Here is a 15,668-nt window from a genome sequence, read left to right as displayed (position 1 = left end):
AGGACCTCCGCACGAAAAGCCGGTTACGCTGCGGGACATGACCTCGGCACCCGGCACCCGCGCGTACCGACGGCTCAGCGTCGAGGAGCGTCGCAGTCAGCTCCTCGTCGCCGCGCTGTCCCTCTTCGCGCACCGGGCACCCGAGGAGGTGTCCCTCGACGACGTGGCGGAGGCGGCCGGTGTCTCACGGCCGCTCGTCTACCGCTACTTCCCCGGCGGCAAGCAGCAGTTGTACGAGGCCGCTCTGCGCTCCGCGGCCGACGAGCTGGAGAAGTGCTTCGCGGAGCCGCAGGAAGGTCCGCTGAGCGGCCGGCTCACGCGGGCGCTCGACCGCTACCTCGGGTTCGTGGACCAGCACGACATGGGGTTCGCCGCCCTGCTCCAGGGCGGCAGCGTCGTGGAGACGTCACGCACGACGTCGATCGTGGACGGCGTGCGCAGGGCGGCGGCCGAGCACATCCTGAGCCATCTCGCCGTGGCGGACCCGGGTCCCCGGTTGCGGATGACCGTACGTATGTGGATCACGGCGGTGGAGGCGGCCTCGCTGATCTGGCTGGACGAGGACAAGAAGCCGCCGCTCGACGAGCTGCGCGACGGGCTCGTCGACCAGTTCATGGCGGTCCTCACGGCGACGGCCGGCCGCGACCCGCAGACCGCCGGGGCGGTGCGGCACGCGCTGGCCCTGGAGACGCAGGACGGACCCGTGGGCCGGCTGGCGCGCCTGGTGCTGCCCGTGGTGAGTGACGCGGCACATCTCTTGTGACACTGGTGCCGTGAAGAGCGAAGAGACGCCGTTCGTCGGCGGGCCGATGGACGGACGGGTGCTGCCCGTGCTGCTCGGGCCCACGGGGCATCCGCCGAAGGTGTACCGCATCCCCGTGCCGGGCCTCGACGGCTCCGCGGGCACGGTGCTCATCTACCGGCGGGTGCCGATGGTCCCCGGCAAGATCCGGTTCACCCGCCGCTGGAAGTACGAGTACGACCCCTCGGGGCGCGACGACAGCGGCCTGCGGTGGCCGTGGTCCAGGCCGCGTCCGTAGCGGCCGACTACGTAGATCACCTTCTTAGATCACCTTCGTGGAGTCCCCCGGCAGGGTGAGGTCCTTGGGCCGAACCGCCCAGCAGGAGACGCGCGGGCAGGCGGAGGTGTCGATGCTCACGGTGCGGGACGGACGGGCTGCCCCGCACCGGAGGTGATGATGTGTCAGGAAGCCTTCTGCGGTGGGCCTGTGCCGCGACGGTGGCCTCGGTGCTCGCGGCGCCGGGACCCGCGACCGCCGCGGCCGCACCGGACCCCGCCCCCCTTCCGGCGCCCGGCAGCAAGTCGGTCGCCACACTTCTGACGGATCTTCAGCGCCTGTACCAGGAGGCCGAGAAGGCCACCGAGACGTACAACGCGACCGCGGAGAAGCTCAAGAAGCGTCAGAAGACGGCCGGTGACCTGGCCCGCAAGCTGTCCGGGGCCCGCACCTCGCTCCACGACAGCCGCACCGCGGCCGGCCGCCTCGCCCGCGAGCAGTACCAGGGCAGCAGCAACATCTCCCCGTACTTGCGCCTGCTCCTCGCCCGCGACCCCCAGCACGCCCTCGACCAGGGCCATGTGATCCGGCGCGTGGCCCAGGAGCGCATCGCGACCGTGGACCGGCTCGTCGGCGGCGAGAAGCGCGCCGACGACCTGGCGGCCCGGGCGCGCAAGGCGCTCGCCGAGCAGACCCGGCTCTCGGATCGGCAGAAGAAGGAACGGGACACGGTCCGGACCCGCCTCAAGGCCGTCGAGAAGCTGCTCACCTCGCTCAGGCCGGACCAGCTCGCCGAGCTGACCCGTCTGGAGAACACGGGGATGGCGAAGGCCCAGAGGACGTTCATGGCGTCGGGCGCGCTCAGCTCGCGGCGGGCGCCGTCGCGGGCCGGGGACACGGCACTCGCGTACGCGGTGCAGCAGATCGGGAAGCCGTACGTGTGGGGCGCGGAAGGCCCCGCGTCGTTCGACTGCTCGGGGCTCACGTCGAAGGCGTGGGAGCACGCGGGCCAGGTCATCCCCCGCACATCGCAGGAACAGTGGGCGCGGTTGCCCCGCGTCCCGCTGAACGAGCTGCGGCCCGGGGACCTCGTCGTGTACTTCCCCGAGGCCACGCACGTGGCGATGTACCTGGGCGACGGCTTGGTGGTGCAGGCGCCACGGCCGGGCGCGAAGGTCAAGGTGTCACCGATCGCGGCCAACCCACTGCTCGGCGCCGTCCGCCCCGACCGGGGCGCCACGTCGATGAAAGGCTACACCCCGCCGGCGCTGCCCGAGGGCGCGACGGGCGGTGACGACACCGGATACGGCGCCGCGGGGGCGCCCACCGGCTGACCGGTGCGCCCCGCCGCGGATCAGCCGGAGACGGACGCCAGGTGGGCGTCCGTCTCGTCGGGCTTCGGGGTCCGGCGTGTGGCCGCGTGCTTTGACCTGGGCACAGAAGTCGTTTCTGAGGTCCAGGTGGCGCTGGGTGAGTGCGTTTCGGGGGACGCCGGCTTTCTGGGCGAGGGCGACGATCGTCAGAGCTCCGTCGGAGTTCTGAGGCTCCGAAGGGCTGCGGGTCGCTGCCCTTCGGAATAGGCCGCCGAAGGGGCTGGCGTCCAGTCCGTGGCCAATGGTCCGCTGCCCTCCGTAATACGAATTAGCCATGCCTCATTGCCTTTCCGGTCGCATATGCGGCATCGCCATTGCGGACGGCAGAGCCGGTCGGCCGGCCCATCGAGCTGGTAAAGCGGAGGTATAATCGCCGCATAAGAAGATCTCGGATGACAGGGAGGTCGCGTCCACGACGCGATCAAGAGCCGGAGCGCATGTCATTCCACGTCTGAGCCGTGACTACGAGGGCGTGTGGCGAATTTCCGTCCGTCCATAGGCCGTGGGCGCCCGGCATCTGGACTGCCCCCTCGGGAAACGATTTTCCGCCGCGCAAACGGGCGGCTCAGCCCCCACCAAGCCGCCGGTTCTTCGCTGGTCAAATCAAGTCACGTCTTGTCGCGACGTGCCGGGAGGCCTCCAGCCCGATTCATTGGAAGCAGATCCCGTCGGGGCAGCCCCGGACAACAGGGAGCCGCGAATATCCCAGATTTCCATGCGAGGCGAATGCAGAACTCCTCAATTCCGAATTGAGAATTCCGATGACCAAGCGTTCCTGGAATCGCCGTCTTGTGGTGGTCTCGGCTTCCGTGGTGCTGGCCGGTGGCGGCCTGACACTGCCGATGACCGCCATGGCTGCACCGGTAGCCCTGCAGCATGGCCCAGCCGCCTTGGATGACGACCCTGACGGCGGCAACGAAAGAGATACTTCCAACGACGACGGGTTCGGCGTCCAGCTCCCCGTCGACCCGCCCGCCGACGACACCGAAACCCAGAACAGCACGCACTACACAGAAGACCCCGACGGCGTCAACGAAACAAACACACCCAACGACGACGGATTCGGCACCCAACTCCCCATCGACCCACCCACCGACGACACCGAAACCCAGAACAGCACGCACTACACAGAAGACCCCGACGGCGTCAACGAAACAAACACACCCAACGACGACGGATTCGGCACCCAACTCCCCATCGACCCACCCACCGACGACACCGAAACCCAGAACAGCACGCACTACACAGAAGACCCCGACGGCGTCAACGAAACAAACACACCCAACGACGACGGATTCGGCACCCAACTCCCCATCGACCCACCCACCGACGACACCGAAACCCAGAACAGCACGCACTACACAGAAGACCCCGACGGCGTCAACGAAACAAACACACCCAACGACGACGGATTCGGCATCCAACTCCCCATCGACCCACCCACCGGAGACACCGAAATCCAGAGCCGCATCCAGGCCCCCTTCTAGTTCCGGGGCGCCGGCTCGGTCAGGGACCCGGTGAAGGGCGTGGCGCGCGAGGACCGTAGACCTCTCCGCCCGACGGATGGCGCCGGTCCCGGGCCGCGCTCCTTCTCCAGCGCTCCCTGCTGGTGTCCGGGGCTTGGGTGAAGCGCTCGGGCAGCCTCTCCGGATCGCCGTGACAGGCTCGACTCCGACCACCTGACGCCCGGGCCGTCCGTGGGCCGTGAAGCAACGGCCCACGACGGCCGGCAACGACCAGTAACGATGACAACGTTACTGGTCAAAGCCCTATCAGGCCCCGGATACGGAGGCCAGGTAGGCGTTCGTCTTCTCCGGCTCGTAGAAGAAGTTCTCGAAGTCGGCCGGGTTGTTGAAGCCGTTCGCGAAGCGGTCGGCGACCGGCTGGAGCTGGCCTGCGGCGCCGATCAGGTTGAGGACGTGCTCCGGCGGGACGCCCAGCATCGCGTTGGTCCACTTCACGACGTGCTGCGCGGTGTCCCAGTAGCGGTCGAAGGTGGACTGCATCCACTCCTCGTCGAACGGCTTGTCGCCGTGCTCGACGATGGAGTCGAGGTACGAGGCGGCGCACTTGGACGCCGAGTTCGAACCCTGGCCCGTGATCGGGTCGTTGGCGACGACGACGTCGGCGACACCGAGGACCGCGCCGCCGCCGGGCAGCCGCCCGATCGGGTTGCGGACGGTCGGCGCGTAACGGCCCGCGAGGGTCGCGTTGGCGTCGGTCAGCTCGACCTTCGTGGCGCGCGCGTACTCCCAGGGCGTGAACTTCTCCATCAGCTCCAGGGTGAGGGCCAGGTGCTCCGAGGGGTCCTTGACGCCCTTGAAGGCGTCCAGCGGACCGCCGGGGATGCCCTCCCAGAACAGGATGTCCGCGCGGCCCGAGGTGGTGAGGGTCGGCATGACGAACAGCTCGCCGACGCCGGGCACCAGGTTGCAGCGCACCGCGTCGAAGTCCGGGTGCTCGGGGCGGGGGCCCATGCCGTGCACGTACGCGACGGCCAGCGCGCGCTGCGGCTCGGTGTACGGGGAGCGCGACGCGTCGCGGCCGAACATCGAGACCAACTCGCCCTTGCCGGCGGAGACGAGCACGAGGTCGTAGGTGCGGGCGAAGTAGTCGAGGTCGGAGACCGCGGCGCCGTGGATGACGAGCTGCCCGCCGCGCTGCGCGAACGTCTCCATCCAGCCGGCCATCTTCACGCGCTGGTCGACGGACTGCGCGTAGCCGTCGAGCTTGCCCACCCAGTCGATGGCGCGCTGCGAGGGGCCCGGGTCGAAGGAGCCGGGGGCGGCGACGGAGACGCCGAGGCCCTCGATCTTCGGGGCCTGGGACTCCCAGAAGTTCACCTGGAGGTCGCGCTCGTGCTGGAGCGCCGTGTCGAACATGCACTGCGTGGACATGACCCGGCCGGACCGGATCTCGTCCGCGGTGCGGTTGGACATCAGGGTGACCTCGTACCCGTTCGACTGGAGGCCGAGGGCGAGCTGGAGACCGGACTGACCGGCTCCGACGACGAGTATCTTCCGCATGCGGGTGCCTCTTCTACTGCTGAGGGGTGGTGGCTATTCGGGGGTGGCGTCGAGCGCGTGGCCGACGAGGGCCAGGAGGGTCTCGACGACCGAGATGCGCTGCCGCGCGTCCATGATGAGGACAGGGATGTGCGGCGGCACCGTCAGGGCCTCGCGCACGTCGGCGGCCGCGAACTCGTCGGAGCCGTCGAAGTGGTTGACGGCGACGACGTACGGGAGCCCGCAGCTCTCGAAGTAGTCGAGGGCCGGGAAGCAGTCGGGCAGCCGCCGGGTGTCGGCGAGCACGACCGCGCCGATCGCGCCGCGCACCAGGTCGTCCCACATGAACCAGAAGCGCTGCTGCCCCGGCGTGCCGAAGAGGTAGAGCACCAGGTCGTCATCGAGCGTGATCCGCCCGAAGTCCATGGCGACCGTGGTCGTGGTCTTGTCGGGGGTGGCGGTGAGGTCGTCGGTCTCCTCGCTCGCCTGGGTCATCAGCGCCTCGGTCTGGAGGGGCTGGATCTCCGAGACGGCGGTGACGAGGGTGGTCTTGCCGACGCCGAAGCCGCCGGCGACCACTATCTTCGTGGCGATCGGGGCGCGGGTGCGGTCCGTCTGCCAGGCCTGGAGCTCCTCCTGGGGCTCGAAGGCGATGGCATCACGGCCGGACGACGGCTGGGCAGGTACGAAGGCGGGCGTGGCGCCCTCGGTGACGCCTTCAGAGACGACGGAGTCCACTCAGCACCCTTTCAAGCAGTGCGCGGTCCGGCTGGCCCGGGCCGTGGCCGGTTCCGTAAACGCGGATCTTTCCCTGGTCGGCGAGGTCGCTGAGCAGTACGCGGACCACGCCGAGGGGCATCTTCAGGAGCGCGGCGATCTCGGCGACCGTGCGCATGCGGCGGCACAGCTCCACGATCGCCCGCATTTCCGGCATGATCCGCGTCGAGAGCGTGCCCTGGCCTATCTCGAGGCGTTCCTCGGGCGCTTCGAGCGCGGCGACGAACGTCTCGACGAGCAGCACGTGGCCGAAGCGGGTGCGGCCGCCGGTGAGCGAGTAGGGGCGCACCCGGGCCGGCTTGCGGTCGCCGCCCCGGGTGGGAAGTTTCTGGCCGCCGGTACTGAGGTTCGTGATGCTGCTGCTCACTTGGCGTTCTCCATCGACTGGCGCAGTTCACTGCGGAGTTCGGGCGTGAGGACGTGCCCGGCACGGCCGACGAAGAGCGCCATGTGATAGGCGACGACGCTCATGTCGCAGTCCGGGGTGGCGTGCACGCCGAGCAGTGAGCCGTCGCTGATGGACATGACGAAGAGGCTGCCTTCCTCCATCGCGACCATGGTCTGCTTGACGCCCCCGCCGTCCATCAGCTTGGCGGCGCCGATGGTGAGGCTGCCGACGCCGGACACGATCGTGGCCAGATCGGCACTGGAGCCCTTGGGCCCGCCGCTGTGGTCGGCAGGGCGCTCATTGTTCCTGCCGGGGTCGGAGGAGAGCAGGAGCAGCCCGTCGGAGGAGACGACCGCGACCGAGAGGAGCCCTGGCACCTCCTCCACCAGATTGGTGAGCAGCCAGTGCAGGTTGCGGGCTTCGGTGCTCAGTCCGAATCCAGGGGTGGACGCACTCGGCGTGCGACTGGGCGCAGTCAACTGCTTGCCTCCTCGACTGTGTCCCCCTTGGGTTCTGCGGTCGGATCCGTTCCGCCGATCTCGGCCTCGACGTCCCGCCGGCCTTTGCTGGCCCCTTGGTGGAATCCGCCGAGGCGGCGGCGCAGGGCGTCGGCGTCGACGGATCCGGTGCGCGGTGCCGCGGCGGGCGCGGGGGCCGAGATCTTGGGGGTCCTCTTGGGCAGGCCCTTGTCCGTGACGCGCTCCCACTGGGAGGTGCGGGCCGCGGGGATCGCGGGCTCGCCCGCCGCCTCGGGGGCGGGAGGCGTGTCGGCCTTGGGCCGGGTGGGCAGGCCCGGGGTTCCGCTGGTCTCCGCGGCGTCCGTCTCGTCGGCGACCCGCTCGTGCGCGGGCTCGTCGTCGAGGTGCAGGGACCGCGGCGCGGGCTCGGGGGCCGCCGCCGGTACGGGTTCCGGGTCGACGGCGCGTACCGGCTCCGGATCGACGGCGGGGATGGGCGCGGTCAGGGTCATGGTCGTCTCGGCGGGCGACTCGGGCGGGACCGTGGGCTCGGTGGGCGCCGGTTCGGGGTCCGCCTCGGGCGCCCGCGGCGCTTCGGCGTCCGGCCCCGCTTCCCGTACGGCGTGCTCCGCCGCGGCGATCAGCGGGTCGTGGCCGTCCTTGGAACGGCTGCTCAGGACGTTGGAGTTGGCCTCGGCCTCGGATCCGGGCAGGTGCACGGCGGGCGCGGCGCCCGCCACCGGGACCCGCGGGGGCGCGGCCGCCGCGGGGGCCGCCGCGAGGAGCGCCCTGGGCAGCACGACGACGACGGCGATCCCGCCCTGCTTCTGCTCGCGCAGCTGCACCCGCACGCCGTGGCGCGCGGCGAGGCGGGCCACGACGTACAGGCCGAGGCCGAGTCCGTCACCGTCCTCGGGGTCGAACATCTCGTCGTCCGCGAAGGCGGCGAGGCGGGCGTTGAGCTCCTTCATCCGCTCGTCGGTCATGCCGATGCCCTCGTCCTGGACGGAGAGCATGACCTCGCCGCTCTCCAGGAGCCAGCCGGACACCTCGACGGAGGCGTCGGGCGGCGAGAACGAGGTGGCGTTCTCCAGGACTTCGGCGACGAGGTGGCTGAGGTCGTCGGCGGCGAACCCGGCGAGGTGCGCGTGCGGCGGGAGCGCGGAGATCCGGACCCGTTCGTAGCGCTCGATCTCGCTGACCGCGGCGCGCACGACGTCGACCAGCGGGACGGCGCCGGGGTTTCCGTGGCCGTGCTCGGCGCCGGCGAGGACGAGGAGGTTCTCGCTGTGCCGCCGCATGACGGTGGCGAAGTGGTCGAGCTTGAAGAGGGTCGCGAGGCGCTCGGGGTCCTGCTCGCGCTCCTCCAGGTTCTCGATGACGCCGAGCTGGCGCTCCACGAGGCCGAGGGTGCGCAGGGCGAGGTTCACGAACGTGCCGTGGATGCTGTGCCGGACCCGGTCCAGGTGGGCCGCGGCCGAGGCGAGTTCGGCGCGCAGCTTCTCGCGCTCGTCGGCCATGGTCGCGCGCTGGCCGATCAGGTGCTTGCGGTCGGCCTCGAGCGTGGTGAGGCGCTCGTGGAGGCCGAGTGCGTGCGCGTGCAGTGCGTTGACGGACCGTACGACCTGGGCGAACTCGTCGTTGCGGCCGGTGAACTTGACCGGCTCCTCGCTCGCCGGGTCCGCGGCGAGCCGGGCCGAGCCGAGGCGGAGCACCGCGAGCGGCCTGGTCAGCGTGCGGGCCATGGCCATCGAGACGCCGACGGCGACGAGCAGGCACAGACCGGCCAGCGCGATACGGACCTCGAGCGCGGTGACGTCGTCGTCGCGCAACAGCGCGAGGTCCTTGGTACGCCGGTCGTAGAGGGACGACTCGGCGCCGCGCATCAGGTCGATACGGGCGGAGAGCGCGGCGTCGATGTTCTTGGGACTGGCCGCGAGGTCGCCGGCGGACAGCGTGGGCTCGTCCGTGAGGGCGGCCAGGTACTTGTCGGCCTTGGTGACGTCGGGCCCGGTGACCGTCGCGTCGTAGGAGGCGACGGACGCGGCCGGGCCGGCGTCCTCGAAGTCGGCGAGCGCGGCCTGTTCGCGTACGTGGGCCTGCTGGGCGGCGGCGCTCAGGGCGTCGCGCTGCTTGCCGTCGGCGGAGTCCTGGGAGACGACCGTCTTCGGGAGTCCGGTGACCGGGTCGATGACCGTGGACGTCTGGTTGGTGCGGGGCACGGCGAACGCGGCCAGCAGGAGCCCGCGCGCCGCGGAGGCCTGCTCGACGGCCCGGTCGAGGTCGGCGAAGGCGTGCGCCCCGGAGCCCGCGCGGGGCGGGGTGCTCTCGGCGAGCTGCTCGGCGGTGCCGTGCAGCTCGTTGATCGCGCCGGAGTACGCCTTGTGCGCCTCGAGGGCGCTGCTCTTGCCGGTGAGCGCGGCCCGGCGGACGGCCGCGATGCCGGCGAGGTCGCGTCGCAGGGGGGCCGGGGCGTCGGTCCGGAGCTCTTCGAGCTGCCGGTCGACGCGGGCGCTGCGGCTCTCGGAGAGCCCCTGTCCCTTGGGCCGCCCGGCGGCGATGAAGGCGGTGACCTCGTCGCGCTCGTCGGCCAGGGAGTGGGAGAGCGTGACGGTCTGCTGGGTGCGTGCCGCGAGGTCGACGAGCTCCTGCGAGTCGCTGACCTGACCGGACGCGGTCATGAGGGCGGGTGCGGCAGAACCGGCGATCGCCGCGGCGACGACCGCTACGGCGACGATGAGCCGGTTGCGCACCCGCGCGGTGCGTCGTCCTTCGGGGTCGGCGGGGCTGCCCGCTGGGGTGTGCACGGCGGATCCTGCGGGAACCGTCGTGCGCCCCTCGTCCGCTTCGGAGGCCGCTTGCTTGCCCTTGCGTCGAGGCCGCATCTTCCGCACCGGTGCTCGCATTCCTGACTCGTCTACCCATGGGCCCGGGTGACGATCTGTCAACACGCGCGCCCCCTGGTATGGCTCCAGACCATTCCAGTGCCGGTGAGCAGTGGTCGCGCATCACCTAGCCAGCCACCCGAAGGAGTGAACATCGAGCGGGAGTTGGGGAGCAAGTCCCGGTGGCATGGGCACGGGGCCCGAACGGGGCGCCGGTTGGACGTCTCTCACAGGCTTTGGCAAGATGCCCCGCCACTCCCCGACGGAGTTGATCATTCCGGTCTAAACCAGGCGTCTGACCTGCCGATGCGGCTCAACTCCCGGCTCAACGGGCCGCTTGTGAAGGCCTCGTGCAGACTGGCCGGATGCGCATCGAACTCGCGACGGAGCCCGGAAACCCCGACCGGCCCAACGAGGACTTCGCCTCGGCGGCCGTACCCGCCTCCGGACAAGGGGGAACACTGGTGGTCCTGGACGGGGTCACACCACCCCGGAGCGAGAGCGGCTGCCTGCATTCCGTCCCCTGGTTCACGGCCCGGCTCGGCGGCGCATTGGGTGAACTGTCCGTTTCGCGGCGGGATATGACGTTGACCGCCGTCCTCGCCGAGGCAATCCGCCGCACCGCCGACACCCATCGGCACACCTGTGACCTTTCTCACCCCCGCACGCCTCAGGCAACCGTGGCCCTGGCGCGGTGGGACGAGGAGCGGGTCGAGTATCTGGTGCTGTCCGACTCGGTGTTGCTGGTCGAGGACGCGTCCGGTTCGGTCACGGCGCTGGTGGACGACCGGCTCGACCGCGTGCCGCGCTCCTCCCTCGTCTCGGACGAGGTGGCCGACGCGACCGTACGCAACAAGGAGGGCGGCTTCTTCACGGCGGCCGCCGACCCCTCGGTCGCCGCCCGCGCGGTCACGGGCGAACTCCCCCGCGCGCGGACACGCACGCTCGTGGCGCTGACCGACGGAGTCACGCGCTGGGTCGAGAAGTTCCACGAGGGCGACTGGGCGGACCTGTTCGCGCTCGTACGCAAGGAGGGCGCCGAAGCGGTGGTCGCGCGCGTACGGGCCCTGGAGGACGCGGACGAGCGGGACCGGGTCTTCCTGCGGCGCAGCAAGACCCACGACGACGCGACGGCGGTGTACGTGGAGCTCTAGGGCCCCCGCGCGCGAGGCCCTAGCTCTCGGCGCCCGCGTTCAACTGGTGGAGCAGTCGGGCCAGTTCCGCCACCTCGCTGCGGTCCCAGCCCGCGAGCTGGCGTACGTACGTGGCGCGGCGGGCGTCGCGGACCTGCCGGAAGTTGGCGCGGCCCTCGTCGGTGAGGTGGACGAGCCAGGCGCGGCCGTCGGCGGGGTCGGGCTCGCGCGCGACGAGACCGAGGTCCTCCAGGGCGCGCAGCTGCCGGCTCATGGTGGCCTTGCCGACGCCGACGTACGCGGCGAGTTCGGTGGCCCGCTGCCGGCCGCACTCCTCCAGGCGCGCGAGGAGACCGTAGGCGGCGGGTTCGAGGTCCGGGTGGACGGCGCGCGCCATCTCGCCGGAGGACGCGCGAGCTCGCCTGAGGAAGACCGTCAACTCCCTTTCCAGGGACAAGAATTCGTGGTCCACACCACTCTCCGTCGCATCGAATTCGGCGCCCGGCCGCGCGCCGTTCCCGTCCTCGTGCACGTCAGCACCCATGCCAGGGTTTCCCGTTTCTGAAAGTTTCCGCCATTCGCGGCCATTGCCGCAGCTCCGCCAGTATTTCGCAGGAGTAGACCAACGGCAGCATCCGGGCCCCCTTCCCTCCCTGCGGTCTACGTGCGTAGCTTCATTGGTGACATGTCCACACCAGTGACATGTCGAAAGGTCCCCCCACCGAGCTCGCAGAAGCTCAACGAGGCCTTCGGAGGCACGCAATGCCCGTGCACAGATCCGGAACCGTCCGCCGCCCGCGCCTGAGGCGCTTCCCGGCGGCCGGAGTCATCCTCGCAGCGCTCTCGCTGCTGTTCACCCTGCCCACCGCGGCCCAGGCCGCCGACGTCCCCGCCCGTGGCTCCGCCACGATGGGCATGGGCGTCGCCGAGCACGACGGTCGAGGCGGCCTGCCCGCCGGCGACAAGGCCGTCCAGACCGAGGGCGTGGACACCAGCAGCCACAACGGCAACGTGGCCTGGTCGACGCTCTGGAACAGCGGCGTGAAGTGGGCCTACGTCAAGGCCACGGAAGGCACGTACTACACGAACCCGTACTTCGCCCAGCAGTACAACGGCTCCTACGACGTCGGCATGATCCGCGGCGCGTACCACTTCGCGACCCCGGACACGACGACCGGCGCCGCCCAGGCCAACTACTTCGTGGATCACGGGGGCGGCTGGTCCAAGGACGGCAGGACCCTGCCGGGCGCGCTCGACATCGAGTGGAACCCCTACGGCGCGTCCTGCTACGGCAAGACCGCGGCCGGAATGGTCAGCTGGATCCGTGACTTCCTGAACCAGTACAAGGCCCGCACCGGCCGCGACGCCGTCATCTACACGGCGACGAGCTGGTGGACCGAGTGCACCGGCAACTCCGGCGCGTTCGGGGCGACCAACCCGCTCTGGATCGCGCGCTACAACACCGACCCGGGCGCGCTCCCGGCCGGCTGGGGCTTCTACACGATGTGGCAGTACACGTCGTCCGGCCCGACGGTCGGTGACCACAGCAAGTTCAACGGCGCCTACGACAGGCTTCAGGCGCTGGCCAACGGCTGAGCGGCACCAGCGAGAGGCGGCCGGGCTCTCCCCTCCGAGAGCCCGGCCCCTTTCGTGTTCAGTGCGTCAGATCAGCACTTGCCGGCCGGCCTGTCGCGCTTGACCAGGTTCGTGTAGCCGGTGGTGCCGTCCAGCCACAGGACCCGCTGGCCGGTGTCGGCGGCCGGGTAGACCTGGTCACCGCGGTTGCAGGAGACGCGCTGCGCGCCGCCCTTGCCGTCGGGCGCGACCTGGTACAGCTTCGGCAGCGTCTCGTTGGCCCACGACGTGGCCGGCGGCAGCGTCAGCACGGTGACCGCGTCGTCGGAGGCCGTCAGCTGGTAGGCGTACAGCGAGCCCGCTCCGGACTCCGGCGTGACCGTGGTGCGGTTCGTGCCGTCGAAGTCGGCGCGCATCACGGCGGCCTGACCGGTGTCGGTGATGTCGTCGTCCTCGACCCAGAAGACACCGTCGTCGGTGATCTCGGTCTGGCCGATGCCGTAGACGGTGCTCTTGTCGATCGGCATCAGCTGCCGCTTGCCCGTGGCGGTGTCATAGACCTCGACGCCGAGCTTGTAGCCGTCGGACTCGCCCCACAGCTTCGCGTAGGCGATCTTGCCGTCGTGGACGGAGGCCAGGCCCGTCACCATGACCGGGTTGGTGCTGAGCTCGGTCACCGCACCCGTCTTGATGTTGACGTAGCGGCTCTGGGTGGCACCGCTCTGCGGGTTCACGTAGCTGTAGACCAGGGCGTCGCCGTCGAGGGAGACCGAGGTGACGTTGGCACCGACCGCGGTCACGACCTTGTCGACACCGCCGCCGACCGGGCGCACGTGGATGTGCACCGAGTCATAGGCGTACTCGGCCCACGCGACGTTCTTGCCGTCGGTGCTCGCGTAGACGTTGTAGTTGCCGTTGTTGGGGCTCACCAGCTGCGGCTGGCCCTTGCCGGAGGTGTTGCCGGCCCACACCGCGTACGGCTCGCTGCCGTCCTCGTTGGAGCGCGAGACCGCGTACTTGCCGCCGCCCGCACCGACGCCGGTGCCCGCGACGTTGTCCTTGGCGATGAGCGTGTCGGTGTCGACGCCGAGTGCCGTCTCCCAGCCCGGGACGATGCCGTGCGCGGCGAACGCCCGCTTGACGTCAGTGAGTTGGGTCTTCGTGACACCGAGCTCCTGCGCGGCGGCGATGACCGCGGCGCGGCCCTCGGTGAAGCCGTCGAGCGGGGTCATGTAGGCGGTCAGCGCACGGTAGACGATCTGGTCTGCCAGCTCTGCGCCCACGTCCTGGCGGATGTCCCACAGCGCGCCGGAGAAGATCGTGGAGTTGAGGTGCACACCGCCGTTGTCACCGCGGTAGCTGGTGCCGATGAAGTCCTTGGACGTGGTGTGGCCGTCGTTGAGGTCGCGCAGGGCGCACTCGCGCGGGCTGAGCGTCGTGCACAGGTCCTCGCCGAGCAGGCCCGCGTCCGGGTCGTCCATCGACTGACCATTGGCCTCGAGGTCGATGGCGTTGCCGAAGTAGTCGGAGATCGCCTCGTTCATCGCGCCGGACTGGCCCGCGTAGACCAGGCCCGCGCTGTGCTCGGTGACGCCGTGCGTCATCTCGTGGCCGACGACGTCGGTGTCGGCGGAGAACGTGCGGAAGTCGCCGCCGCCCTTGCCGTACACCATCTTGGAGCCGTCCCAGAAGGCGTTGTTGTACGGCTGGCCGTTGGCGGTGACACCGACCAGCGAGTACATGAACCCGTCGTTGTCGTCGATCCCCTTACGGCCGAAGTGGTCCTTGTAGTACGCGTACACCTTGTTGGCGGCCCAGTGGGCGTCCACCGCGCCGGAGTTGGTGAAGTCCGCACCGAGGTCCGGGGTGGTCGACTTGAAGATCGACGCGCCGCTGGGCCAGGCGCCCGACGCGGCCGAGACGTCGACGCCGCGGGCGTCCCAGGTCTGCAGCAGGGGGCCGGAGAACGGGGTGGCGGCGTCCCGGAACCCGTAGTCGTACATCTGGTAGGTGCCGTCGGAGCCCTTGTACAGGTTCAGATCGGCCTTCTGGCCGTTGTAGCGGGTTCCGGAGCCCTTGACGACGAACGACGGAGCAGCCGTCGGGGTGGCGTCGTCCGGGAGCGTCGCGGCGCCGGCCGCGGCGCCGGAGGCTGCGGCGGTCGAGCCGAACGTCTGGATGCCGCTGTACTGCATGACCGGGAAGCCGGAGTGGGCGTCGACGTACACCTCCTGCTTGACGGCCGTGCCGTCCGCCGGATCGGTGCCCGTGACGGTGATGTGCCGGGTGAGCACGCCGGTGCCCTGCGGCAGGACGGTGACGCCGACGGCCTTGCCGGTGAGTTCGGCCTTCGCGTTCTTGTCGCCCTTGGCCGGCGCGTGCAGCGGGGCGCCGCCGAGCTGCGAGATGACGGCGCCGATGGCGCGCTCGACCGCGACGTCCTCGGAGACCTTCGGGGTGACCGTGTCGAGCTTCAGCTGGGTGAAGTACTTGCCGGAGGTGCCGGTGACGGTGCGCTTGCCGTCCTTCTTCGTCATGCGGACGACGTACTCGCCGCCGAGGACGGACACGCCCTTGTACTTCTGCTGGAGACGGACCGTCTCCTTGCCGCCCTTGGCGTCCTCGGTGGAGACCGTCTTGAGGTCGCCCTTCGCGTCGGCGATGTGGTAGCGGCCCTTCTTGGCCGCGAGGTGCTCACGGGCGGCGTCGGCGGCGCTCGCGCTCGCGTCGGCCGACTCGTTCAGACCGGTGACGAGCGAGGGGGTGTCGGTGTCGTCGCCCGGGCTCACGGACGACGCGGCGGTGGGGGTGTCGGTGTCCGCGTGGGCGGCCGGCATCGCGGTCACCATGAGGCCCGCGGCGGCCAGCAGTGCGGCTACGCCTTGGCCGACGGCTATGCCTCTGGCCCTGTCTGTCGTTCTGCGTGCTGAAGTCCGCACGGTGCTCCTCCGGTGCCACTGGTACGTGAACGGATGTCGGATGCGGACATGCAAATACCGGTGACGGTGTCTGAACAATGCGTTCCGGCTGTCTACTTGTGTACGTCCACACTTGT

Annotated in this window: 13 protein-coding genes; 6 read left to right on the top strand and 7 right to left on the bottom strand. The window is 70.3% G+C overall.

Annotated elements, in window-relative coordinates:
* Positions 1-37 precede the first annotated feature (37 nt).
* The 4 genes from LGI35_RS29260 to LGI35_RS29245 all read left to right on the top strand — a co-directional run bounded on the left by LGI35_RS29260 (position 38) and on the right by LGI35_RS29245 (position 3,879).
* Positions 38-763 carry a TetR/AcrR family transcriptional regulator gene (locus LGI35_RS29260; protein WP_227297202.1) on the top strand — a complete coding sequence of 242 codons (726 nt, stop codon included), beginning with the start codon at positions 38-40 and terminating at the stop codon, positions 761-763.
* Between the two features lie 46 nt (positions 764-809).
* Positions 810-1,040, top strand: coding sequence for a hypothetical protein (locus LGI35_RS29255; RefSeq protein WP_227300580.1), 231 nt, complete (start codon positions 810-812; stop codon positions 1,038-1,040).
* Positions 1,041-1,201: 161 nt separating this feature from the next.
* Complete coding sequence (locus LGI35_RS29250; protein ID WP_227297201.1) at positions 1,202-2,353, top strand: C40 family peptidase; 1,152 nt, start codon at positions 1,202-1,204, stop codon at positions 2,351-2,353.
* Positions 2,354-3,153: 800 nt separating this feature from the next.
* Complete coding sequence (locus LGI35_RS29245; RefSeq protein ID WP_227297200.1) at positions 3,154-3,879, top strand: hypothetical protein; 726 nt, start codon at positions 3,154-3,156, stop codon at positions 3,877-3,879.
* Between the two features lie 285 nt (positions 3,880-4,164).
* Here the strand turns inward: LGI35_RS29245 and LGI35_RS29240 are convergent, their stop codons facing one another.
* Genes LGI35_RS29240 through LGI35_RS29220 form a run of 5 tightly spaced genes read right to left on the bottom strand, consistent with a single transcriptional unit; the run spans position 4,165 to position 9,926 of the window.
* Positions 4,165-5,418, bottom strand: a complete 1,254-nt coding sequence (locus LGI35_RS29240; protein WP_227297199.1) for a styrene monooxygenase/indole monooxygenase family protein — start codon at positions 5,416-5,418, stop codon at positions 4,165-4,167.
* Between the two features lie 33 nt (positions 5,419-5,451).
* Positions 5,452-6,135: a GTP-binding protein gene (locus tag LGI35_RS29235; RefSeq protein WP_375988987.1), complete on the bottom strand. Its 684-nt coding sequence runs from the start codon at positions 6,133-6,135 to the stop codon at positions 5,452-5,454.
* Complete coding sequence (locus LGI35_RS29230; RefSeq protein WP_375988989.1) at positions 6,116-6,541, bottom strand: DUF742 domain-containing protein; 426 nt, start codon at positions 6,539-6,541, stop codon at positions 6,116-6,118. Before LGI35_RS29230 ends, LGI35_RS29235 begins: the two co-directional genes overlap by 20 nt.
* Positions 6,538-7,041, bottom strand: coding sequence for a roadblock/LC7 domain-containing protein (locus tag LGI35_RS29225; RefSeq protein ID WP_227297198.1), 504 nt, complete (start codon positions 7,039-7,041; stop codon positions 6,538-6,540). The genes LGI35_RS29230 and LGI35_RS29225 overlap by 4 nt, the downstream gene beginning before the upstream one ends.
* Positions 7,038-9,926, bottom strand: a complete 2,889-nt coding sequence (locus tag LGI35_RS29220; RefSeq protein WP_227297197.1) for a sensor histidine kinase — start codon at positions 9,924-9,926, stop codon at positions 7,038-7,040. The genes LGI35_RS29225 and LGI35_RS29220 overlap by 4 nt, the downstream gene beginning before the upstream one ends.
* 344 nt (positions 9,927-10,270) lie before the next feature.
* Between LGI35_RS29220 and LGI35_RS29215 the strand changes: the two genes are divergently transcribed.
* On the top strand, positions 10,271-11,059 hold the full coding sequence (locus LGI35_RS29215) for a protein phosphatase 2C domain-containing protein (RefSeq protein WP_227297196.1): 789 nt from the start codon (positions 10,271-10,273) through the stop codon (positions 11,057-11,059).
* 19 nt (positions 11,060-11,078) lie between these two features.
* On the opposite strand, the gene LGI35_RS29210 is transcribed toward LGI35_RS29215, so the two are convergent.
* Complete coding sequence (locus LGI35_RS29210) at positions 11,079-11,582, bottom strand: MarR family winged helix-turn-helix transcriptional regulator (protein ID WP_227297195.1); 504 nt, start codon at positions 11,580-11,582, stop codon at positions 11,079-11,081.
* 218 nt (positions 11,583-11,800) lie between these two features.
* On the opposite strand from LGI35_RS29210, the gene LGI35_RS29205 reads away from it, so the two are divergent.
* A complete protein-coding gene (locus LGI35_RS29205; RefSeq protein WP_227297194.1) occupies positions 11,801-12,634 on the top strand; it encodes a lysozyme in 834 nt (277 codons plus the stop codon).
* A gap of 71 nt (positions 12,635-12,705) precedes the next feature.
* Here the strand turns inward: LGI35_RS29205 and LGI35_RS29200 are convergent, their stop codons facing one another.
* Positions 12,706-15,552 carry a M4 family metallopeptidase gene (locus LGI35_RS29200; protein ID WP_423835733.1) on the bottom strand — a complete coding sequence of 949 codons (2,847 nt, stop codon included), beginning with the start codon at positions 15,550-15,552 and terminating at the stop codon, positions 12,706-12,708.
* Between the last annotated feature and the right edge of the window lie 116 nt (positions 15,553-15,668).

Origin of the sequence: Streptomyces longhuiensis, from assembly GCF_020616555.1 — a bacterium.
GTDB classification, from domain to species: Bacteria; Actinomycetota; Actinomycetes; order Streptomycetales; family Streptomycetaceae; genus Streptomyces; species Streptomyces longhuiensis.
Note: the sequence above shows the minus strand (reverse complement) of the source record. Positions and strands in the feature narration are given on the sequence as shown.

Coding starts and splice junctions, on each gene's coding strand:
- LGI35_RS29220 (WP_227297197.1), bottom strand. CDS start 9,926: ATGCGAGCACCGGTGCGGAAGATGCGGCCTCGACGCAAGGGCAAGCAA.
- LGI35_RS29210 (WP_227297195.1), bottom strand. CDS start 11,582: ATGGGTGCTGACGTGCACGAGGACGGGAACGGCGCGCGGCCGGGCGCC.
- LGI35_RS29255 (WP_227300580.1), top strand. CDS start 810: ATGGACGGACGGGTGCTGCCCGTGCTGCTCGGGCCCACGGGGCATCCG.
- LGI35_RS29215 (WP_227297196.1), top strand. CDS start 10,271: ATGCGCATCGAACTCGCGACGGAGCCCGGAAACCCCGACCGGCCCAAC.
- LGI35_RS29260 (WP_227297202.1), top strand. CDS start 38: ATGACCTCGGCACCCGGCACCCGCGCGTACCGACGGCTCAGCGTCGAG.
- LGI35_RS29240 (WP_227297199.1), bottom strand. CDS start 5,418: ATGCGGAAGATACTCGTCGTCGGAGCCGGTCAGTCCGGTCTCCAGCTC.
- LGI35_RS29245 (WP_227297200.1), top strand. CDS start 3,154: ATGACCAAGCGTTCCTGGAATCGCCGTCTTGTGGTGGTCTCGGCTTCC.
- LGI35_RS29205 (WP_227297194.1), top strand. CDS start 11,801: ATGCCCGTGCACAGATCCGGAACCGTCCGCCGCCCGCGCCTGAGGCGC.